We start from the raw sequence: 20,462 nt of genomic DNA on the forward strand, positions 1-20,462 counted from the left end.
GCGAAGGCAGGTTCTCATGGACGGCGTTACAGTCATCAATCATCCGCTGGTGCAGCACAAGCTCACCATCATGCGTCGCAAGGAAACCTCGACCTCGAGTTTTCGTCGCCTGCTGCGCGAAATCTCGACTCTGCTTTGTTATGAGGTGACGCGCGATCTCGAGCTGACGATGGAAACCATCGAGACGCCGCTGACGGAAATGCAGTCGCCGATCCTCGAAGGCAAGAAGCTGGTCTTCGCCTCCATCCTGCGCGCCGGAAACGGCCTTCTGGAAGGCATGCTGGAACTGGTGCCGGCCGCTCGCGTCGCTCATGTCGGCGTCTACCGCGACCACGAGACGCTGCAGGCGGTCGAATATTACTTCAAGGCGCCGGACGCCCTGTCGGAACGCCTTGTCATCGTCGTCGATCCGATGCTGGCGACCGGCAATTCCTCGATTGCCGCGATTGAAAAGCTCAAGGAACGTGGTGCAAAAAACATCCGCTTCCTCTGCTTGCTGGCCGCCCCCGAAGGCATCAAGAACTTTCAGGCCGCGCATCCGGACGTGCCGATCTTCACGGCGTCCATCGACAGCCATCTCAACGAGAAGGGCTATATCATGCCCGGCCTCGGCGATGCCGGCGACCGCATGTACGGCACCAAGTAAGAATTTTTTCGATTTTTGTGAACTTTTCAAAGCCCGGGGCCATCGCCTCGGGCTTTTTGGTTCTGGCAGACTGTGAGACCTCAGCCGATCTTCTTCAGCACCACTGGCCGTGCGGGCGGGCGTTCATCGCCAATGGTATAAAGCGCGGTGACAGCGGCAACGGCGCGGGCGGCAGAGGGTTCATCTGCGGCATGAACGAGCGCAATCGGATCGCCCTTTTCGACCGCCGTGCCGAGCGGCAGCAGGCGCGAAAAGCCGACACGGTGATCAAGCGCATCCGATGGCGTCTTTCGTCCGCCGCCGAGTTCCACCACGGCAAGGCCTAGCCCGCGCGTATCGCAGGTTTCCAGATAGCCGGAGCGGCCCGCTGGAACCTGAACGATGACGGGGGCCTTGCCCAGATAGTTTTCCGAGCGTTCGACGAAATCAGCGGGGCCGCCAAGCCCATGCACCATGCGGCCAAACACGTCCAGCGCGCGGCCGGAGGACAGCGCGTCTCGTGCGGCCGACAGCCCTTCGCCCTCACTGGAGACGACGCCGGCCTGCAGCAGCATCTCGGCGGCAAAGGCAAGCGTGACGGCTTCCAGCCGCGTGCCGGCCTTTTGCCCTTTCAGGAAATCGAGGCAATTGACGATCTCGACGGCATTGCCGGCGGCATCCGCCAGCGGTTCGTTCATGTCGGTCAGCAGCGCCGCGGTTTTGACGCCGGCGCCATTGGCCACCTCGACCATGGCGCGCGCCAGTATCTCGGCATCCTCCACCTTCTGCATGAAGGCGCCATTGCCGAATTTCACATCCAGCACCAGCGTCTGAAGGCCGGCGGCGAGTTTTTTGGAGAGAATGGAGGCAGTAATCAGCGGAATGGAATCAACCGTCGCCGTGACGTCGCGCACGGCATAAAGCCGCTTGTCGGCGGGTGCGAGATCGCCAGTCTGGCCAACGATGGCGCAGCCGACAGTTTCGATGACACGGCGAAGAAGGCCTTCATCCGCCATCACCCGGTAGCCGGGAATGGCTTCCAGCTTATCGAGCGTGCCGCCGGTATGGCCAAGGCCACGACCGGAAATCATCGGCACGGCAAGGCCGCAGGCGGCAACGATGGGCGCAAGCATCAGCGAGACATTGTCGCCAACGCCGCCGGTCGAATGCTTGTCGGAAATTGGCTTTTCGATGCCGGCCCAGGAGAGCACATCACCGCTGTCGCGCATGGCAAGCGTCAGTGCCACGGTTTCATCCCGCGTCATGCCGCGAAAGAAGGTGGCCATGGCAAAGGCAGCCACCTGCCCCTCGGATATGGTCTCCGCGGTCAAAGCCTCGATGAAGGCGCGGATCTCGCTTTCGCTCAGCACCTCGCCGTCGCGCTTGCGCCGGATGACTTCCTGCGGGATCACGGCGATCAGTACCCGGTCGCCACGCGCGCCGAGGGAGCGCCGGCGATGACGCCTAAAATATCGTCCAGCAGGCTTGATGCGCCGAAGCGAAAGGTGGATGGCATCAGCCAGTTGGCGCCCATGATGGTTTCGGCCAGCCGCAGGTAAAGGTCGGCATCCGAAACGGTGGAAATGCCGCCGGCGGGCTTGAAGCCAACCTTGTTGCGGCTGTCGCGGATGGCCTGCAGCATGATGTCGGCCGCTTCCAGCGTCGCGTTAACGGCAACCTTGCCGGTGGAGGTCTTGATGAAATCGGCGCCGGCTGAAATGGCAAGCTCCGAGGCAAGCCGGATCTTGCCGCTGTCGCGGATCTCGCCGGTCTCGAGGATCACCTTCAGGCAGGCATGTGGGCAGGCCGCGCGCACGGCCGTGACCATCTCAGTCACGCAGGCTTCGTTTCCGGCAAGAAACGCCTTGTAGGGAATGACCAGATCGATTTCGTCGGCACCGTCGGCAATCGCCTGTTCGGTTTCGGCAACGACCTCTGCGACCGGCAGATCACCGGAGGGGAAATTGACCACCGTTGCGATGCGCACGGGATGGCCGGCACCCAGAATGCCACGCGCTTGCGCCACAAAACGCGGCCAGATGCAGATGGCAGCGGCATGGCCGTTCGGCGTCTGCGCGCGCTGGCACAGATGCTCGATGGCAGCGGAATCACAATCGTCGCGCAGGTTGGTCAAGTCGAGCAGAGACAGGGCGAAGGTCGCGATTTCGCGCGGGCTCAACAGTTCCATGGCTTTCCCTCCCGGCTGTGTCGGAATGTGCATAGTTAACCTTCAATCGATTAGACGCAAGCCGAGACAGCAGCATGACACCACGCCGCCGGCCAAGCTTCTCATTTCATTGGATGTTCAGCCGAGGCTTTCCTGGGCAAACAGGTCGCGCAGGATGGCTGCGAGCCTCAGCCCGCCCTTCGGCGCCATTTCCTTGGTTTCCGCATGGCTAAGCTCCGAGCCTGTCATGCCCGCCCCGTAATTGGTGATGACGGAGCAGGCGGCAACCTTCAAGCCCGCATAACGGGCGAGGATCACCTCGGGAACGGTGGACATGCCAACGGCATCCGCACCCAGAATGCGCGCCATGCGCACTTCCGCCGGAGTCTCGAAGCTCGGGCCGGAGAACCACATGTAGACGCCGCCATAAAGCGGGGTCGTGGTGCGGATGGCCGCATTGCGGATGGCAAGCGACAACTCGGCGTCATAGGCGGTGGTCATGCCGACAAAACGGCGATCACCGCTTTCGCCGATCAGCGGGTTCATGCCGGAATAATTGATATGATCGGTGATCTGCATCACCGAGCCCGGTGGCATATCTTCGCGCAGCGACCCCGCGGAATTGGTGAGAATCAGCGATTGCACGCCGATGCCCTGCAGCACCTCGATGGGAAAACGCATGGCGGCGGCATCGCCGTGTTCGTAATAATGGGCGCGGCCAGACAGCATGATAACCGGGTGACGGCCAAGCTTGCCGGCAACCAGTTCGCCCGCATGGCCGGTGACACCGCTTGCCGGAAAGCCCGGCAGGTCCGCGTAGGAAATGCGGACCGGATCCGTAACCTCGGCCACCAGCGAGCCGAGACCAGAGCCAAGGACGATGGCATGACGCGGCATCAGCCCGTCGAGGCGATCCACCAGATGATCGATGACCGACTTCATCCGAGTATATCAGTCTTGAACGAGAAGGGCAGAAGCTCCTCCATCGTCATGGTCTTCTGAACGCCCAAGTCGTCGCAGAGATAGATGCGGGTTTCAGGCCCGGCAAATTCGGCGATCTTCTGTCGGCAGCCGCCGCAGGGCGGGCAGCAGGCGAGCTTTTCGGCGATGACGGCCATCTCGACGATCTTTTTGGCCCCGCCCATCACCATGGCGCCGATGGCCGTGGGTTCCGCGCACCAGCCTTGCGGAAAGGACAGGTTTTCGATGTTGGCGCCGAGATAGATTTTTCCGTCATCGGCGCGGATGGCCGCACCGACGGGGAACTTGGAATAAGGCGCATAGGCGCGTGCCATGGCATCGCGGGCTGCTTCAAACAGGTCGTGCGACATGGTTTTAACGCTCCTTGGAATAGGGCACGCCACCGGCCTTCGGCGGGTGGGCGATGCCGATAAAGCCGGCCAGCAGAATGCAGGTCAGCACATAAGGCATGGCCTGGAAGATCTGCACCGGCACTTCGCCAATGCCGGGCACGGCCTTGCCCTGCATGAAATTGGCAAAGGCATCGAGGAAACCGAACAGAAGGCAGGCGAACATGACAGGCACCGGCTTCCACTTGGCAAAGATGAGGGCGGCAAGCGCGATATAGCCCTTGCCGGCCGACATATCCTTGATGAAGGCGGCCGACTGGGCAATCGACAGATAGGCGCCGGCAAAGCCACAGAGGAAACCGGCAACGATCACCGCGCGGTAACGTAGCCATGTCACGGAAATGCCGGCCGTATCGACAGCGCCGGGGTTTTCGCCAACGGCGCGCAGGCGAAGGCCAAAGCGCGTGCGAAACAGCACCCACCAGGACAAAGGCACGGCGGCAAAGGCGAGATAGGTCAGGATATTGTTGCCGGAGATCACATTGACATAAAGCGGACCAAGCACCGGCACGTCGCGCATCAGATCGACACCCGGCAGCGTGATCGGCGAAAACCGTGCTTCGCCGGCAAGCTGCGGCGTGCGGCCACCCTGGCTGAACCAGGCCTGCCCCAGCACGATGGTAAGGCCCGCGGCGACGAAATTCAGCGCCACGCCCGAGACGATCTGGTTGCCGCGATTGGTGATCGAGGCAAAACCGTGGATCAGCGAAAAGACGATGGAGACCGCGATGCCGCCTAAAAGGCCAAGCCACGGATTGCCGGTGAGATAGGCAACGCAGGCCGAGGCAAAGGCGGCCGCCAGCATCTTGCCTTCCAGCCCGATGTCGAAAATCCCGGCGCGCTCGGAAAACAGGCCGGCAAGGGCGGTAAACAGCAGCGGGATCGACAGGCGGATGGTCGAGCCCAGAATGCTGACGAGGATATCGAAATAATCCATGATCGTCTCCTCAAGCCCGCTTCAGGCGCTGGTACAGGTGAACCATGGCAGGCCGGAACATATATTCCAGCGCGCCGGCAAACAGGATCACCAGCCCCTGGATCACCACGATCATCTCGCGCGTGATATTGGGCATCTCAAAGGAAAGATCGGCACCGCCCTGATAGAGAATGCCGAACAAAAGAGCCGCGAGAATGATGCCGACCGGATGGCTGCGCCCCATCAGCGACACGGCGATACCAACGAAGCCGGCGCCACCGACAAATTCCACCTGCAGGCGGGCCGAGGAGCCCATGACCGGGTTCAGCGCCATCATGCCGGCAAGGCCGCCTGATATCAACATGGCGATGATGACCGTGCGCGAATAGGGAATGCCGGCATAAACGGCAGCGGACGGGCTGATGCCGAGCGTGCGCATTTCATAACCCAGCTTGGAGCGCCAGATCAGCAGCCAGACGAGGAAACACATCACCAACGCGATGAGGAAGGACACGTTGAACGGCGCCGGGCCAAGCTTCAGCCCGAACCAGGCCATCAGCCAATCGAGCTTCGGCAACTGCCCGCCGGGCAGGAAAGTGCGCGTTTCCGGCGCCATCTTGCCGGGCACGATGAACACGTTCACCAGAAGGTACACCATCAGCGCTGCGCCGATGAAATTGAACATGATCGTGGTGATGACGACGTGGCTGCCGCGTTTTGCCTGCAACCAGGCCGGAATGAAGGCCCAGGCCGCGCCAAAAATGGCAGCCCCGATCACGGCAAACGGCATCGTCACATACCACGGCACGTAATGGTCGAGCGACAGGGCAACAAGCGCTGCTCCAAGGCCCCCGATATAGGCCTGACCTTCCGCGCCGATGTTGAACAGGCCCGCATGGAAGGCAACCGCGACCGACAAGCCGGTGAAGATGAAGCTCGTCGTATAAAACAGCGTAAAACCGATTGCATCGCCGCGACCAAGCGCGCCTTCGATCAGAAGTTTCAGCGCCGCGACGGGATCTTCCCCGATCGACCAGACAACGAGGCCCGAAATCAGGAAAGCCATGAGAAGGTTCAGAAGCGGCATCAACCCGTAGGTGATCCAGTTGGGCAGGGGTACGGAAGCGGTACTCATGAACGGTGCGTCCTCATGCGGCGATGCCTGCCATCATCAGGCCGAGCGTCTGTTCGCCAGCCTCTGCGGTCTTCTCGCCGACAACCTTGCCGGCAAACATTACGAGGATACGGTCGGACAGCGAGCGGATCTCGTCGAGTTCGACGGAGACGAGCAGGATCGCCTTGCCGGCGTCGCGCATTTCGACGATCCGGCGGTGAATGAATTCAATGGCGCCGATATCGACGCCGCGTGTCGGCTGGCCGATGATGAGCGCTTTCGGATCGCGCTCGATCTCGCGGGCCACCACGATCTTCTGCTGGTTGCCGCCGGAGAAGTTGGCGGTTTTCAGCCGTGGGTTCGGCGGGCGGATATCGTATTTCTCGATCTTTTCGGCAGCTTCCGCGCGGATCGCCTTCAAGTCCAGCAGCGCGCCGCGGCCATAACGCGGGTCGCGGTGATAACCGAGGACAGCGTTTTCATATTCCTCGAACTTCAGCACGAGGCCCATGTGATGGCGGTCTTCGGGGATATGGGCAAGGCCCAGCGCGCGAAGCCGGGCCGGATCGGCCCCGGCAATCGGCTTGCCATCAAGCAGGATTTCGCCCGAGGCCGGCTTGCGAATGCCGGCGAGCGCCTCCAGAAGTTCTGACTGGCCGTTGCCCGCAACGCCTGCGATGCCGACGATCTCGCCCTCGCGCACCTCAAACGAGACGTCATCGACCATGGTGACGCCGCGGCTGTCCTTAACCGTCAGGTTCTTCACCGACATCAGCACCTTGCCGGGTTTTGCCTCGCCTTTTTCGACGCGCAGGAGAACGCGGCGGCCAACCATCAGCTCGGCCAGTTCCTCCACGGTCGTCTCCGCCGTCTTGCGGGTCGCCACCATCTCGCCGCGCCGCATGACGGAGACCTCATCGGTGATCGCCATGATCTCGCGCAGCTTGTGGGTGATGAGGATCACCGTTTTGCCCTGGTCACGCAGGACCTTCAGCACCTTGAACAGGTGATCGGCTTCGGCCGGCGTCAACACGCCTGTGGGCTCGTCGAGAATGAGAATATCGGCGCTGCGATAGAGCGCTTTCAGGATTTCCACCCGCTGCTGCTTGCCCACCGGCAGGTCTTCGATAATGGCATCGGGATCGACATCCAGGCCGTAATCGGTTTCCAGGCGCTTCAATTCCTTGCGCGCACCAGAAACGCCCTTGGCGAGCAACTGCCCGCCTTCGGCGCCGAGCATGATGTTTTCAAGCACGGTGAAGTTCTCCACCAGCATGAAATGCTGATGCACCATGCCGATGCCGGCGGAAATCGCCGCCTGGCTGTCGCGGATGGTGAGCGGCTTGCCATCGATGCGGATCTCGCCGCGATCGGCCTGGTAAAAGCCGTAGAGAATGGACATCAAGGTCGATTTTCCGGCACCGTTTTCCCCGATGATGCCGTGGATCGTTCCCTTTTCCACCTTCAGATTGATATTTTTGTTGGCATGAACGGTACCGAAACTCTTGTCGATACCCACCAGTTCGATGGCAGGATGCTGGCTCACACGCCTTCGCCTTTCCTTATTCCGGAAGCCGGACATGAAGAGGGCGTATGACGGATGCGCCATACGCCCTTCTGTCGCTCAATTACATCGGGCAGGTATTGTCCGACATGTAATCGTGAACCTTGACAGTGCCGGAAATGATGTCGGCCTTGGCCTTTTCGACGGCAGCCTTCATTTCAGGGGTCACCAGCTTGGCATTGTTGTCGTCGAGAGCATAGGCCACGCCGTCTTCCTTGACGCCATTCGACTGGATGCCGGCGGTGAACTTGTCAGCGGCCGTGTCCTTGTAGGCATTGTAGACGGCCAGATCGACGCGCTTGACCATCGAGGTCAGCACCGAGCCCGGATGCAGGTGGTTCTGGTTGCTATCGACGCCGATCGACAGCTTCTTGTTGTCGGCTGCCGTCTGCAGCACGCCGAGGCCCGTGGCACCGGCTGCCGCATACACAACGTCGGCACCCTGATCGATCTGGTTCTTCGTCAACTCGCCGCCGCGAACCGGGTCATTCCAGGCAGCGCCGGTGGTGCCGGTCATGTTCTGGAGAACGCTGATCTTGGCATTGGCAGCCTTGGCGCCCTGGGCGTAACCACAGGCAAACTTGCGGATCAGCGGAACATCCATGCCACCAACGAAGCCGACCTTGCCGGACTTGGAGGCCATGCCGGCCAGAAGGCCAACGAGGTAGGAGCCTTCCTCTTCCTTGAAAACGACCGAACGCACATTCGGCAGGTCAACAACCGAGTCCACAATCACGAACTTAGTGTCCGGGAATTCTTTGGCGACCTTTTCCATTGCCGACGTCCAAATAAAGGACACTCCCACGACCGGATTGAAACCCTTGGAGGCGAAGTTGCGGATCGCCTGCTCGCCCTGCGTATCGCTGGTCGGCTCGAAATCGCGGAAGTCCGTGCCGGTTTCCTTCTTGTACTGTTCGGCGCCGTGGAAAGCCGCTTCATTGAAGGATTTGTCGAACTTGCCGCCGGTGCCGTAAACCAGGGCCGGCTTGATATCCGCGGCGAGCGCCGTGGTGGAAAGCGCCGCCATGGCGATCAGAGTCAAAAGGGTTTTCTTCATCGTGCAGCCCTGTTTTTGATATTCATGATGGGTCCCCCCGCACGCCCCTTGAAGGGCATGTCTGCGGTTGCCAGTGTCGTTTCATTATGCCTGGCTGGCCCTTATCCTTGCATGGCTTGCAGCGAAATTCACCAGAAATTTTTCATTTGGTCAAAAACGAAAAAACTGCCGAAGACTTACACAACAACGCCGCGGATCTGCTCAGATCCGCGGCGCTTTGCCGTCTAAATGGTCATTTCAGCGTTCGATGGGGCAACTGACGCCCGTGCCGCGCAGGCCGCAATAGCCGCCGGGGTTCTTGGCCAGATACTGCTGATGATAATCCTCAGCGTAGAAAAACTCCTCCGCCGGGGCAATTTCGGTGGTGATCGCCGCCTTGTGCCCTGCCGCCGTCAGCGCCGCCTGGAAGGCATCCCGCGCCGATTTTGCCGTGGCCAGCTGTTCGGGCGTCGTCGTATAGATCGCCGAGCGGTAGGTGGTGCCGATATCATTGCCCTGGCGCATCCCCTGGGTCGGATCATGTTCCTCGAAGAAGGTCTTGAGCAGCGCCTCGAAGCTGACGACGGCCGGATCATACACCACCTTGACCATTTCCGCATGGCCGGTCAGGCCAGTCGTCGTTTCATGATAGGTCGGGTTGGGGGTCAGCCCGCCCTGATAACCCACGGCCGTGACCCAGACGCCAGGCATCTTCCAGAACAGCCGTTCGGCACCCCAGAAGCAGCCCATGCCGAGATAGGCGACATGCAGGTGATCGGGATATGGTCCTTTCAGCGACCGCCCGTTGACGAAATGATGGTCTGCGGTAGCAAGTGGCTGGTCACGCCCCGGCAGCGCCGCATCTGGCGCTGGCATGACCGTCTTCTTGTTGAACATATCGATCAGAAACATGCGTGCCTCCTCGAGCCCGGCCGGTTGAAGAGCATCAGGTCCGCCTCATGCGGACATGGCTCCAAGCGTCGCCCGCCGATAACAGATCATCCACAACAGCAGCGACAGCACGAGAAAAACCGCAAAGGCCGGCTGCTGGATGATGACGGCAAGGCCGCTCTGCCAAGCTTCGGCATGAATATAGTGCGTGACCCAGGCTTCCACCAGAGCAAGCGAGCTCGGATCGACCGCAACCCAATCCGCCTCCAGGCTGGTGAGCACCACCGACGAGGAGGAGACCGACAGAACGGCATCGATTGTCCCGGCCGCAATGGCGGCGACAAGTGCCAGGAAACTCAGAAAGCGGAAGAAGAAAGCCATGTGCGACCCGTTGTTTGGCAGAAGCCGGCTCCTGGTGTCACAACTTAAGGCGTGCGCTGCGGCTTTGCAATCAGGCGGAGAGCGGCAGTAGGCAGTAGGCAGTAGGCAGTAGGCAGTAGGCAGTAGGCAGTAGGCAGTAGGCAGTAGGCAGTAGGCAGTGAAAAATGCGCTCCGGCATGCCGCGCGGCGCAATCTTTTTTCTCAGCCTCTGCGCACGCCTTTCGGCGACAGGTCATAAATCTTTCAGATTCCGGTTGCCTCCCTGAAATTCATCGGTATATATCCGCCCCGACCGCTGCTTCGCCAATTGTGCGACGCAGCCCTTGGATCAAGGACAGGTGGCCGAGTGGTTGAAGGCGCACGCCTGGAAAGTGTGTATACGTGAGAGCGTATCGCGGGTTCGAATCCCGCTCTGTCCGCCATCTGCCTTTTCCCGATTGTCATTTTCAGTCTCGGCCCGTAGGCCATCCGCTTGCGGGCGGGCGATACAGCGCAAATTTTTGCGCCGTATCCTGATGCCTTGTGACATAGGCGGGCCTCAGCTGCCCAGCGTGCGCTCCAGAACCGATAGCCAGTTGCGGTGAGCCACAGACGCAATCGCGTCGGCGTCAAAGCCGCGGGCTTGAAGGGCCGCGATGAGACGTGGCAGGCCGCTTGCGTCCTTCAGGTCGTCAGGCACGGTCGTTCCGTCGAAATCCGAGCCAAGGCCGATATGCTCGATGCCGATGCGATCGGCGATGTAGACGACATGATCGACGATACGCTCGATCGGGGTCTGCGGGTTCTTCACCCCGTCCTCGCGCAGGAACAGCACGCCGAAATTGATGCCGACGAGGCCACCGGTGTCGCGGATGGCGTCGAGCTGGCGGTCGGTGAGGTTGCGGCTGTGCGGGCAAAGCGTATGCGCATTGGAATGCGAGGCAACAAGCGGTGCATCGGAAAGTGCTGCAATATCCCAAAAACCCTTCTCGTTCATGTGCGACAGGTCGATCAGGATTTTCAGCCCGTTGCAGGCGCGGATGAGGTCCTTGCCGGCCTCCGTCAGGCCCGGCCCGATATCGGGCGAGGAGGGAAAGCGGAACGGCACGCCATGGGCAAAGATGTTCGGCCGGCTCCAGACAGGTCCAAGGCTGCGCAGGCCCGCCTGATGGAGCACGTACAGCGCATCCAGATCCGCCCTGACAGCCTCTATGCCTTCGATGTGCAGGACGGCGGCAAAGGCACCCGCGTCCATCGACCGGCGGATATCGCCAGCCGAACGGCAGACGTTCACGGCGCCCTTCGAGCGCGTCTCGAGATCAAACAGCAGCCGCGCCATCGCCATCGTATCGTTCAGCGCATCCTTCTGGGCGGGCGCGACGAAATCGCCGTTTTCATCCGGGCGCATGGTGGGCGAGGAGACGTAGATGGCGCAGAGGCCACCGGCAAGCCCGCCCGCCCGGGCCCGCGGCAGGTCGATATGGCCACCGTCCTCGCCTGCCAGGAACCCACCGACCGCATCCGCCTGGCCGGGACGATACATTCGCGCCAGCACGTCGTTGTGGCCGTCAAACACGGGGATGGAAGAAACTGGCATCATGATGATCTTTCGAAGTTGAACTGACGACAGAGGTAGGCACGGCCGGCGCGTGGAGCAATCCTTAACTGCACGATGCGCTGGCGGCAGGCCGGTTATCCGTAGATTGCCTTGGCGCAAAAGCGGCGAAGGCTGACATTGCGCCAAGCCTTGGCGGTCCCGGCACTTTCCACCCTGCAAAGCCGGGCAATCTTCGCGTGCCGGATCGGAATTGCCCATTATTTCAGCGTAGGGCCTTGCATTCGGAGAAGAAAGGCAATTGGCTAGGTGAACGGTAACAATTGTGCGCTATGGGCCTGGACACCGGAGAAGTGTCATATGCAAAATGAACAATGATGTGTTTCAAATAAAGTTCTGGGGGACGCGGGGCAGCATCCCCGTCTCAGGCAAGGAGTTTGACAAGTACGGCGGCAATACTCCGTGCATCGAACTACGCTGTGGGATGCACAGACTGATCTTCGATGCCGGATCCGGCATTCGCGAGGCCGGCCTGGAAATGCTCGGTGACGGCACCGACCATGTCGATCTGTTCTTTTCGCATTGCCATTACGATCACATCATCGGGCTGCCCTTCTTCAAGCCGATCTACAATCCCGCCATCGTCGTCAATATCTGGTCCGGCCACATGGCGGGCCGGATGACGACAGCCGAAATGATCCGGCAATTCGTCAGTCCGCCCTATTTTCCGGTCGATCTCGACATCTGCAAGGCACGGCTGAATTTCTTCGATTTCCACGCCGGCGATATCCTGACCCCGCGTCCGGGTATTTCGATCCGCACCTTCTCGCTCAACCATCCGGGCGGCTGCATCGGTTACCGTATCGAATGGGCTGGCCGGTCGCTGGCGCTGGTTTTTGACATCGAACACCAGCCGGGCGTTCTTGACGAGACGGCGCTGGAACTGATGGCGGGCGCCGATATTGCCGTCTACGACAGCGCCTTTACCGAATCCGAAATGGACCGTTACCGCGGCTTTGGCCACTCCACCTGGGAACAGGGCGTGAAGCTTGCAAAGGCTGCCGGCATCGGAAAGCTCATACTGTTTCATCACGCGCCCTCGCGCACGGATGGCGAAATGGCGCTGATCGAGCGACTAGCACAGGAAGAATTCCCCGCCTGCTTTGCCGCCCGCGACGGTATGGTGCTCGACATCTGATCCAGATCTGCTTCAGCAAGGCGGAACGGCAAATGCCAGGTTGAGCCGGAAAACCCCTGCGCGCAAAAAGATCTGCAGTGATCACGGCGATTTACAGATTGGCCTAAAGCTGCGATTCATCCTGATTGAAGAGCTGATCAAAGCATTGGACCCCATGGCTTCGGACGTGAAAGAACGCCTGTTTTCGCAGCGCCGGATCCGTATGGCGCGCCTTGCCTCGGGGCTGGTGATCTTCCTGTTCATGATCATGCATCTGAGCAATCACACGGTTGGCCTGATCTCGGTCAACGCCGCCGACGATGCCCGGCGCATCTTTCTCTTTGTCTGGCGCAATCCCCTGGGAACGCTGCTGCTCTACGGCTCATTTCTCGTTCATATCGCGCTGGTGCTGCACGCCATCTATCGGCGGCGCAGTTTTGTCATGCCGAAATCGGAAGCGGCACAGATCATCTTCGGCCTGATGATCCCGCTTCTGATTATCGACCACATCATCGGCACGCGCATTGCGTCCAGCCTGTTTCACCTGCGCGACAGCTATGAAACGCTGGTCCATATCATGTGGACGAAATCGCCCTTCGACGGATTGCGCCAGTCGATCGCCATCGTCGTAGTCTGGGTGCATGGCTGCATCGGCATCCATTTCTGGCTGCGTTATCGCCCCTGGTATCAGAACGCCACACCGTTTCTCATGACACTCGCCATCCTGCTGCCGACACTCTCCTTGCTCGGCTTTGCCCAGATGGGGCGCAATATCGCCAGCCCGGCCTTTATGCTGAGCGGTTATCCCGGCGGTTATTATGATCCGACGGTCTTGTCCACGTCGGCGCAGGAGACGCTGAACGCCATCAAGATCGCGCTTTATGCCGGCTTCGGGCTTTCGCTTGCCGCAGCGCTTGGGCTTCGCGGCGTGCGCTGGCTGCGCGAGCGCGCCCATCTCGTCACCATCCGGTATCCGAACGGCCAGACCATCAGCGTGCCGCGCGGCTTTACCGTGCTGGAAGCAAGCCGTATGGCCGGAAAACCGCATTATTCCGCCTGTGGCGGCAAGGGCCGCTGTTCCACCTGTCGCGTGCAGGTGATCGAGGGGGAGGAGACGCTTCCACTGGCCGAACCGCTGGAACAGCGCACGCTGATCCGCATCAAGGCCGGCCCCGGCGTCAGGCTTGCCTGCCAGTTGCGCCCGAAAACCGATGTCACGCTGGCGCCGATCCTGATGGCGCTTCCGGAGACGGACGAGGTGGGCAACAATTACGAGGCCATGCCCGGACGGGAGCAGGAAATCTGCGTCCTTTTCTGCGACATCCGCAATTTTACAGCCCGCACCGAAACACGGCTGCCGTTCGACATCGTCTTCCTGCTGAACCGCTATTTTGCCGTGGTCGGCCGTGCCGTCGAGGAGGCGGGCGGACGCATGGACAAATTTATCGGCGATGGCGCGATGGCCCTCTTTGGCGTGAGCGCGGATCCGGAACTTGCCGGACGCCAGGCACTCGAGGCGGCAACGAAGATCATGGTGGGCATCGAGGAGCTGAACCGCAAGCTTGCCGACGAACTGACCACACCGCTCAGGATCGCCATCGGCATCCACACAGGACCGGCCGTGGTCGGCACGCTCGGCTATGGCACCGTGCGCAACCTGACAGCCATCGGCGATACCGTGAATGTCGCAAGCCGGCTCGAAAGCGTTGCCAAGGAATTCGACGCACCGCTGGTGATCTCCGAGCCGCTGGCACGGCTTGCAGGCCTTGACCTGTCGCGGCACACCGCGCGCGAAGTGCCGATCCGCGGCCGCACGCTTCCCTTGCGCGTCTTTGTACTCGACGAGCGTGTGGGCGACGATCTGAAAAAAGCCCCGGTCCCTGCCCTGGCCCCGACCCCGAACGACATGCGCGACTGACGCAAAAAGCCTTGATGCGCCCGCCTTCGGCCCATGCTACCTTGATGGCATGAACGCCATGACGGACGCTTTTTATCAGTCTCTGCCGATCTTCACCCGGTTTGAAGGGGTGGCGGATGCGCGCAACTATCGCCCCCTGCCGCAAGACTGGGTGCTGGCGGTGGCTGATATTGTCGGCTCCACCAAGGCCATTGCCGACGGGCGCTACAAGCAGGTCAACATGGCCGGTGCCAGCGTGATCTCCGCCGTCCTCAATGCGCTGGGCCATGAGGACCATCCGTTCAGCTTTGGCGGCGATGGGGCGATGATCGCACTTCCCGGACGCCATGCCGATGTGGCCCGGGCAGCCCTTGCCTCCGTTCGGACCTGGGTCGCACGCGAGCTTGGACTTAACATGCGGGTGGCGTTGGTTCCGGTCGGCGATATTCGCGCACAGGGCCTTGATGTGGGCGTCTCCCGTTTTGCCGCAAGCCCGCTCGTTTCCTATGCGATGTTCACCGGCGGCGGCGCAAGCTGGGCCGAACGGCAGATGAAGGCAGGCCGCTACGCCATTGAGGAGCACACCGAGGCGCCACCGGATCTCGACGGCCTTTCCTGCCGCTGGAGCCCGATCCAGGCCCATAACGGCGAAATCGTCTCCATCATCGCGCAGCCGACATCACCAGCCACCATGGTGGAATTCGAGGCTTTGGTATCGGCCATCGTCTCGGTGACGGCCGAGCAGAACCGCAATGGCCACCCTGTTCCCGAAGAGGGACCGCAGCTTGCCTTTTCCTCGGGCGGGATCAGGGCCGAGGCCTCCACCGTTGCACCCGGGCAGCGCCTGTCGAGGACCTTGCGTATTGCCGGCCTGGTGGGGCTCACAACCCTTCTCCACCGGCTGAACATTCCGTTCGGCCGGTTCAATGCGCGCCAGTATACGCGCGACGTTGCTGCCAATTCCGATTTTCGCAAGTTCGATGACGGGTTGAAGATGACGGTGGACGTGGACGAACCGCATCGCCTGCGCATCGAAAAACTCCTGGCCGAAGCCGAGGAAAAGGGCGTCTGCCGCTACGGCATTCACCGGCAGGACAGCGCGCTGATGACCTGTTTCGTGCTGAGCCCGATGACGCGCAATCACATGCATTTCGTCGATGGTGCCGGTGGCGGTTATGCGCTTGCCGCAAGCCGGCTTTCCGCAAAGGCGACCGATACGGCACCGGGATATGCAAGCCCGCCTTTGCTCTGACGCTTTTGCAGCGCAAAACAAAATCCGCAGGCACCCTTGCAAGAACGCCTTTCCGCACCGATTTCTAAAGCTGTATCTTTTCACCCGAGGATGGCATCAAAAGCGCGCGCGCCTAGAAGCATGACGGGAAAAATCCCGATCACGGCCTGCGCGATCGGCTTTCACAGACGGCATCCCCGCCCCCCCCCCGGGACCCTTGCGCTCGTGCATCGCCCGACAGCGGGCCTGTCACGGGAGAGCGGCATGCCCCATACGAGCACGAACCGGCGCCTTTCGGCCGCCATCCACACGAGAGGCCTTTCATGACAACCGCAACGGGACAGGTGTCCTCCATTCTTATGGAGAAGGTCGCGGACTGGCTGACGCAGGCAGCCCTTTCCGGCAGCACGCTCGAAGATATCGTGCGGGGGCTCTGCGACCGGATGGCGGCGGCAGGCCTGCCGATTGCCCGCGTCCACCTGTCCTTTGCCATGCTGCATCCGCTTTATGACGCGCTGGGCTTTACCTGGCGTCCGGCAAGCGGGCTGACCGTGGAAGGTTATCGCCACGATGTCGGCAATCCCGATGTGTTTATGCGCAGTCCCTATTACCAGCTTCTCGCCCGAAACCTCGACCACATGCGCCGGCGCATTCCCCGCGAAGGCCCGGTGGAGTTTCCGGTCTTCGAGGACCTGCAGAAGGAGAAGATCACCGATTACATCGCCTTCATGCAGCCGTTCGGCGATCACACCGTGCAGGGCATGATGGGCTCCTGGTCGACCGATGCGACCCATGGCTTTACCGACGACATGATCGCCGCCCTGCTGCGCATCCAGAATTATCTGGCGGTGGCGGCCAAGATGGCCGTGCTCGACAAGCTTGCCAACAATATGCTGACCACCTATCTCGGCGGCGATGCGGGAAAGCGTGTGCTGAACGGACAGGTCCGTCGCGGCGACGGCGAAACGATCCGCGCCGCACTTGTGGTCGGCGACATGCGCCAGTCCACCATCCTTGCCGAAAAGGAAGGTCGACAGGCCTATATCGACACGCTGAATGAATTCTTCGACGCGATCGCTGCCCCGTTCAACCGCAATGGCGGGCAGATCCTGAGTTTTCTCGGCGATGGCTTTCTGGCTGTCTACCCCTGCGACCGTCACCGTGATCCCTCGCGCGAGGCCTGCCAGTCCGCGATGGCTGCCGTTCGCCATGCGCAGGCGCGGCTGTCCGGCCTCAATGCGCGCCGCGCGGCAAAAAGCCTGCCGACCATCGGTTACGGCATCGGGCTGCATGTCGGCAATGTGATGTTCGGCAATGTCGGCCTGCAGGAGCGGCTGACGTTTTCCGCTTTCGGCTCGGCCGTCAACGAAGTGGTGCGCCTGCAATCGCTGACCAAAAAATACGGCTGTAATGTCGTGGCAAGCCAGGCCTTTGCCGGCTATGACGGTGGCGAATGGGACAGGCTTGGCGAGGAAAAGCTGCGCGGCGTGCGCCAGCGGGTCACGCTTCTGCAGCCGAAAACGCGCCCCGACGAGACCCTGGTGGAGGAAACGCTTGCCGATATCGAACGCAAGGCCCTTTCGGAGGCCGAACGTCTGATCCTCCTCCACCGCGACGCAACCGAAATTGCCGTCAAGCGGCGCACGGCGCCGTTTCTCGACAAGCTGTTGCAGTAGAAACAAAAAACTCTAACATTCGCCAGGAAGAGTATTGGTGGCACCGGTCATTGCAGCTACCGTCCGAAGCGGCGGTTCATGAACCGTTGGTAAAGGAGCGGGCGGTTTGACGCGCACCGGCTGCCAAAAGAGGCCGAGGAGCGGCAGGTTTCGCGGGGGATGATGGAAAAAAGTCTGGCGCGGTACATCTGGTCCAACACCTATAAGCAGCAGGTGTGGATCCTCCTGGTGGTTGCGGCCTCGATGGTCCCTTACTTTCTCGCTTTCGACCTGCCCAAACGCATCGTCAACGGCCCCATTCAGGGCCAGGGTTTTGAAGAACCGGATACCACGCAGCGGTTCATGGCGATTGCCTTCGACCTGCCATGGCTCGGCCATGTCGAACTTTTCGAAGGTTTTCCACTCGGCCGCGTCGGCACGCTGATGGCGCTCAGCACCGTTTTCCTCGGGCTGGTGGTGCTGAACGGCCTGTTCAAATTCTACATCAACACCTACAAGGGCCGGCTTGGCGAGCGCATGCTGCGGCGTATCCGTTTCAGCCTCGTCGACCGGGTGCTGCGCTTTCCACCCATCCATTTCAAGCGGGTGAAATCGGCCGAAATCGCCACGATGATCAAGGACGAGGTGGAGCCGCTCGGCGGTTTCACCGGCGACGCCTTTGTGCAGCCAGCACTTCTGGGCGGCCAGGCGCTGACAGCGCTCGGCTTTATCATCCTGCAGAATTTCTGGCTGGGCATGATTGCCGCGTCCATCGTTGCCCTGCAGGCGCTGATCATCCCGCGCATGCGCAAGCGGCTGCTGGAGCTTGGCCGCCAGCGGCAGCTGACCGCACGACAGCTGTCCGGCCGCGTCAGCGAGATCGTCGACGGCATCCACACCATCCGGGGCCACGATGCCTCCAATCTCGAGCGCGCCGACATCGCCGACCGCCTCGCGACGATCTTCTTCATCCGTTACGACCTTTACCAGTGGAAGTTCATGGTAAAGTTCATCAACAATTTCCTCGCCCAGGTGACGCCCTTCCTGTTTTACGCGATCGGCGGATATCTGGCGCTTCAGGGCCGCCTCGACATCGGCCAGCTGATTGCCGTCATCAGCGCCTACAAAGACCTGCCGGGACCGCTGAAGGAACTGATCGACTGGGATCAGGCGCGCCAGGACGTGCAGGTGAAATATGCCCAGGTGGTCGAGCAGTTCGACGTGGACACGCTGGTTGGCCCGCATATCCAGACGCTGGTGACGACGCCTGTCGAAAAGCTGTCCGATGCGCTGGTGGTGAGCAACCTCGTGCTGACCGATGACAGCGGCGCACCCTTGCTCAACCGTCTTTCGCTGGAGATCGCACCGGACGCGACGGTGGCAATCGTCGGGCGCAGCAATAGCGGGGCCGAAGCGCTTGCCGAGGCTTTCGGGCGCATTCTCTGGCCGACCTCCGGGCACATCACCATCGGTGGCACCGACATTCTCGAACTGCCCGAAAGCGTCACCGGGCGGCGCATTTCCTTCGTTTCCTCGGAAACCTATTTTTTCCACGCCACGTTGCGCGACAACCTGCTCTACGGGCTGAAGCATGCCCCGTTGAAAACGATCGAATACGGCGGCCAGAGCCAGCGCAAATACAAGCGCAATCTCATGGAAGCCCAGCGATCCGGCAATCCGGCGCTCGACCTCAACAGCGACTGGATCGACTATTCGTCTGCCGGTGCAAGCGGTCCCGACGATCTCCTGAAGGTCATCCGCCCCGTTCTCGATGCGGTGATGATCTCACAGGATATTTTCGACCTTGCCCTGCGCTCGCAGGTGGATGTCACCGCCCATCACGCGCTGACCGACCGCATCGTCGAGATCCGCCAGGCCATGCGCCGCCGGCTGCAGGACGCCGATCTCGAGGAGATCGTCGCACCGTTCGAAGCGCATGCCTACAATCTGCAGGCAACCGTCGGCGAAAACCTGCTGTTCGGCACCATGCGGCAGGGCATGACGGGTCAGGCGCTGGCCGCCCACCGCTATTTCCGCAAGGTCATGGGAGAGAGCGGCGTCTCGGCGCAACTTTACGCCATGGGTCTGGCGATTGCTGAAAACGCGGTCGAGCTTTTCCGCGACCTGCCGCCGGACCACCCGTTCTTCCGGCAGCTGACCTTCATGAGCGCCGATGACATCCCGGCCTATGAAGCCCTGCTGCAGAAACTGCAGAACACGCCCTTCGAAGAAGCCTCCGCGACAGACCGCACGAGCATCATTCGCCTGAGCTTCTCCTATGTCGAGCCGCGCCATCGCTTCGGCCTGCTGACGCAGGAACTGATGGCGCAGATCGTTAAGGCGCGCGAGGCATTTTATGCCGACATTCCGGCCGACCTTGCCGAGCGTATCGAACGCCACGACGCCGAACAGTTCACCGCCTCGGTCTCGCTGATGGACAATGTGCTGTTCGGCCGGCTGTCGTTCCAGGAAGTCGATACGACCGAGCGCATCCGCCAGACGATCCGCGACCTGTTCGAGGAACTGGGCCTTGCCGATCACGTCCTGTCCATCGGGCTCGATTTCGATGTCGGCTCGCAGGGCCGGCGGCTGAACACGGTACAGCGGCAAAAGCTCAACCTTGCGCGCGCGCTGCTCAAGCGCTCGGACTATTTCATCTTCAACCGGCCGCTTTCGGCGCTCGACCAGAGGGCGCAGGACAGGATCGTCACCAACATCCTCAAGGACCTGCATGAAGAAGGCCACCGCCCTTCCATCGTCTGGGTGCTGCCGAACGCGCAAATCAGTGAACTTTTTGACCGCATTCTGGTTTTTGAGAATGGAAATCTGGCTGAAAGCGGATCTTTTGAAGAACTTTCAGGCAAAAATGGGATGTTCAATCAACTGCTCTCATAATATCGTATG

17 protein-coding genes and 1 tRNA gene are annotated in these 20,462 nt (G+C 61.1%); 7 read left to right on the forward strand and 11 right to left on the reverse strand.

Annotated features, from left to right (window positions below; translation table 11 throughout):
• The first annotated feature begins 16 nt into the window (after positions 1-16).
• The gene (gene upp, locus AC4CWH_RS15365; RefSeq protein WP_143126635.1) at positions 17-646 is read left to right on the forward strand and encodes a uracil phosphoribosyltransferase; all 630 of its coding nucleotides are present in this window, start codon (positions 17-19) and stop codon (positions 644-646) included.
• A gap of 80 nt (positions 647-726) precedes the next feature.
• Here upp and deoA read toward each other — a convergent pair whose 3' ends face one another.
• The 10 genes from deoA to AC4CWH_RS15415 all read right to left on the reverse strand — a co-directional run bounded on the left by deoA (position 727) and on the right by AC4CWH_RS15415 (position 10,064).
• Positions 727-2,037, reverse strand: a complete 1,311-nt coding sequence (gene deoA, locus AC4CWH_RS15370; RefSeq protein WP_491319412.1) for a thymidine phosphorylase — start codon at positions 2,035-2,037, stop codon at positions 727-729.
• Positions 2,038-2,042: 5 nt separating this feature from the next.
• Positions 2,043-2,813 (reverse strand): deoxyribose-phosphate aldolase, encoded by a 771-nt coding sequence (gene deoC, locus AC4CWH_RS15375; RefSeq protein WP_491319413.1) that lies wholly within the window; start codon positions 2,811-2,813, stop codon positions 2,043-2,045.
• A 117-nt stretch (positions 2,814-2,930) separates the two neighbouring features.
• Positions 2,931-3,734, reverse strand: coding sequence for a purine-nucleoside phosphorylase (locus tag AC4CWH_RS15380; RefSeq protein WP_491319414.1), 804 nt, complete (start codon positions 3,732-3,734; stop codon positions 2,931-2,933).
• Positions 3,731-4,123, reverse strand: a complete 393-nt coding sequence (locus AC4CWH_RS15385; RefSeq protein WP_491319415.1) for a cytidine deaminase — start codon at positions 4,121-4,123, stop codon at positions 3,731-3,733. Before AC4CWH_RS15385 ends, AC4CWH_RS15380 begins: the two co-directional genes overlap by 4 nt.
• 4 nt (positions 4,124-4,127) lie before the next feature.
• Positions 4,128-5,099 carry an ABC transporter permease gene (locus AC4CWH_RS15390; protein WP_491319416.1) on the reverse strand — a complete coding sequence of 324 codons (972 nt, stop codon included), beginning with the start codon at positions 5,097-5,099 and terminating at the stop codon, positions 4,128-4,130.
• A 10-nt stretch (positions 5,100-5,109) separates the two neighbouring features.
• A complete protein-coding gene (locus AC4CWH_RS15395; RefSeq protein WP_491282918.1) occupies positions 5,110-6,213 on the reverse strand; it encodes an ABC transporter permease in 1,104 nt (367 codons plus the stop codon).
• A 13-nt stretch (positions 6,214-6,226) separates the two neighbouring features.
• Complete coding sequence (locus AC4CWH_RS15400) at positions 6,227-7,738, reverse strand: ABC transporter ATP-binding protein (protein WP_491282919.1); 1,512 nt, start codon at positions 7,736-7,738, stop codon at positions 6,227-6,229.
• Between the two features lie 82 nt (positions 7,739-7,820).
• Positions 7,821-8,813: a BMP family lipoprotein gene (locus tag AC4CWH_RS15405; RefSeq protein WP_491319417.1), complete on the reverse strand. Its 993-nt coding sequence runs from the start codon at positions 8,811-8,813 to the stop codon at positions 7,821-7,823.
• A 237-nt stretch (positions 8,814-9,050) separates the two neighbouring features.
• The gene (msrA, locus tag AC4CWH_RS15410) at positions 9,051-9,704 is read right to left on the reverse strand and encodes a peptide-methionine (S)-S-oxide reductase MsrA (protein WP_491319418.1); all 654 of its coding nucleotides are present in this window, start codon (positions 9,702-9,704) and stop codon (positions 9,051-9,053) included.
• Between the two features lie 45 nt (positions 9,705-9,749).
• Positions 9,750-10,064 carry a hypothetical protein gene (locus AC4CWH_RS15415; RefSeq protein ID WP_491319419.1) on the reverse strand — a complete coding sequence of 105 codons (315 nt, stop codon included), beginning with the start codon at positions 10,062-10,064 and terminating at the stop codon, positions 9,750-9,752.
• Positions 10,065-10,396: 332 nt separating this feature from the next.
• Between AC4CWH_RS15415 and AC4CWH_RS15420 the strand changes: the two genes are divergently transcribed.
• Positions 10,397-10,486: transfer RNA gene (locus AC4CWH_RS15420), tRNA-Ser, on the forward strand.
• A gap of 116 nt (positions 10,487-10,602) precedes the next feature.
• Here the strand turns inward: AC4CWH_RS15420 and AC4CWH_RS15425 are convergent.
• Positions 10,603-11,643 carry a dipeptidase gene (locus AC4CWH_RS15425; protein ID WP_491319420.1) on the reverse strand — a complete coding sequence of 347 codons (1,041 nt, stop codon included), beginning with the start codon at positions 11,641-11,643 and terminating at the stop codon, positions 10,603-10,605.
• 322 nt (positions 11,644-11,965) lie between these two features.
• On the opposite strand from AC4CWH_RS15425, the gene AC4CWH_RS15430 reads away from it, so the two are divergent.
• The 5 genes from AC4CWH_RS15430 (at position 11,966) to AC4CWH_RS15450 (ending at position 20,453) form a co-directional block, all read left to right on the forward strand.
• On the forward strand, positions 11,966-12,796 hold the full coding sequence (locus AC4CWH_RS15430; RefSeq protein WP_491282924.1) for an MBL fold metallo-hydrolase: 831 nt from the start codon (positions 11,966-11,968) through the stop codon (positions 12,794-12,796).
• Between the two features lie 154 nt (positions 12,797-12,950).
• Positions 12,951-14,693, forward strand: coding sequence for an adenylate/guanylate cyclase domain-containing protein (locus AC4CWH_RS15435; RefSeq protein ID WP_491319421.1), 1,743 nt, complete (start codon positions 12,951-12,953; stop codon positions 14,691-14,693).
• A 49-nt stretch (positions 14,694-14,742) separates the two neighbouring features.
• Complete coding sequence (locus AC4CWH_RS15440) at positions 14,743-15,924, forward strand: DUF3095 domain-containing protein (RefSeq protein WP_491319422.1); 1,182 nt, start codon at positions 14,743-14,745, stop codon at positions 15,922-15,924.
• Between the two features lie 302 nt (positions 15,925-16,226).
• Positions 16,227-17,579 carry an adenylate/guanylate cyclase domain-containing protein gene (locus tag AC4CWH_RS15445; RefSeq protein WP_491282927.1) on the forward strand — a complete coding sequence of 451 codons (1,353 nt, stop codon included), beginning with the start codon at positions 16,227-16,229 and terminating at the stop codon, positions 17,577-17,579.
• Between the two features lie 162 nt (positions 17,580-17,741).
• Complete coding sequence (locus tag AC4CWH_RS15450; protein WP_491321440.1) at positions 17,742-20,453, forward strand: ABC transporter transmembrane domain-containing protein; 2,712 nt, start codon at positions 17,742-17,744, stop codon at positions 20,451-20,453.
• The last annotated feature ends 9 nt before the right edge of the window (positions 20,454-20,462 follow it).

The organism is Neorhizobium sp. PAMB6716, from assembly GCF_058242805.1.

Coding starts and splice junctions, on each gene's coding strand:
- upp (WP_143126635.1), top strand. CDS start 17: ATGGACGGCGTTACAGTCATCAATCATCCGCTGGTGCAGCACAAGCTC.
- deoC (WP_491319413.1), bottom strand. CDS start 2,813: ATGGAACTGTTGAGCCCGCGCGAAATCGCGACCTTCGCCCTGTCTCTG.
- AC4CWH_RS15380 (WP_491319414.1), bottom strand. CDS start 3,734: ATGAAGTCGGTCATCGATCATCTGGTGGATCGCCTCGACGGGCTGATG.
- AC4CWH_RS15385 (WP_491319415.1), bottom strand. CDS start 4,123: ATGTCGCACGACCTGTTTGAAGCAGCCCGCGATGCCATGGCACGCGCC.
- AC4CWH_RS15390 (WP_491319416.1), bottom strand. CDS start 5,099: ATGGATTATTTCGATATCCTCGTCAGCATTCTGGGCTCGACCATCCGC.
- AC4CWH_RS15395 (WP_491282918.1), bottom strand. CDS start 6,213: ATGAGTACCGCTTCCGTACCCCTGCCCAACTGGATCACCTACGGGTTG.
- AC4CWH_RS15405 (WP_491319417.1), bottom strand. CDS start 8,813: ATGAAGAAAACCCTTTTGACTCTGATCGCCATGGCGGCGCTTTCCACC.
- msrA (WP_491319418.1), bottom strand. CDS start 9,704: ATGTTTCTGATCGATATGTTCAACAAGAAGACGGTCATGCCAGCGCCA.
- AC4CWH_RS15415 (WP_491319419.1), bottom strand. CDS start 10,064: ATGGCTTTCTTCTTCCGCTTTCTGAGTTTCCTGGCACTTGTCGCCGCC.
- AC4CWH_RS15425 (WP_491319420.1), bottom strand. CDS start 11,643: ATGATGCCAGTTTCTTCCATCCCCGTGTTTGACGGCCACAACGACGTG.
- AC4CWH_RS15430 (WP_491282924.1), top strand. CDS start 11,966: ATGAACAATGATGTGTTTCAAATAAAGTTCTGGGGGACGCGGGGCAGC.
- AC4CWH_RS15435 (WP_491319421.1), top strand. CDS start 12,951: ATGGCTTCGGACGTGAAAGAACGCCTGTTTTCGCAGCGCCGGATCCGT.
- AC4CWH_RS15440 (WP_491319422.1), top strand. CDS start 14,743: ATGAACGCCATGACGGACGCTTTTTATCAGTCTCTGCCGATCTTCACC.
- AC4CWH_RS15445 (WP_491282927.1), top strand. CDS start 16,227: ATGACAACCGCAACGGGACAGGTGTCCTCCATTCTTATGGAGAAGGTC.
- AC4CWH_RS15450 (WP_491321440.1), top strand. CDS start 17,742: ATGGAAAAAAGTCTGGCGCGGTACATCTGGTCCAACACCTATAAGCAG.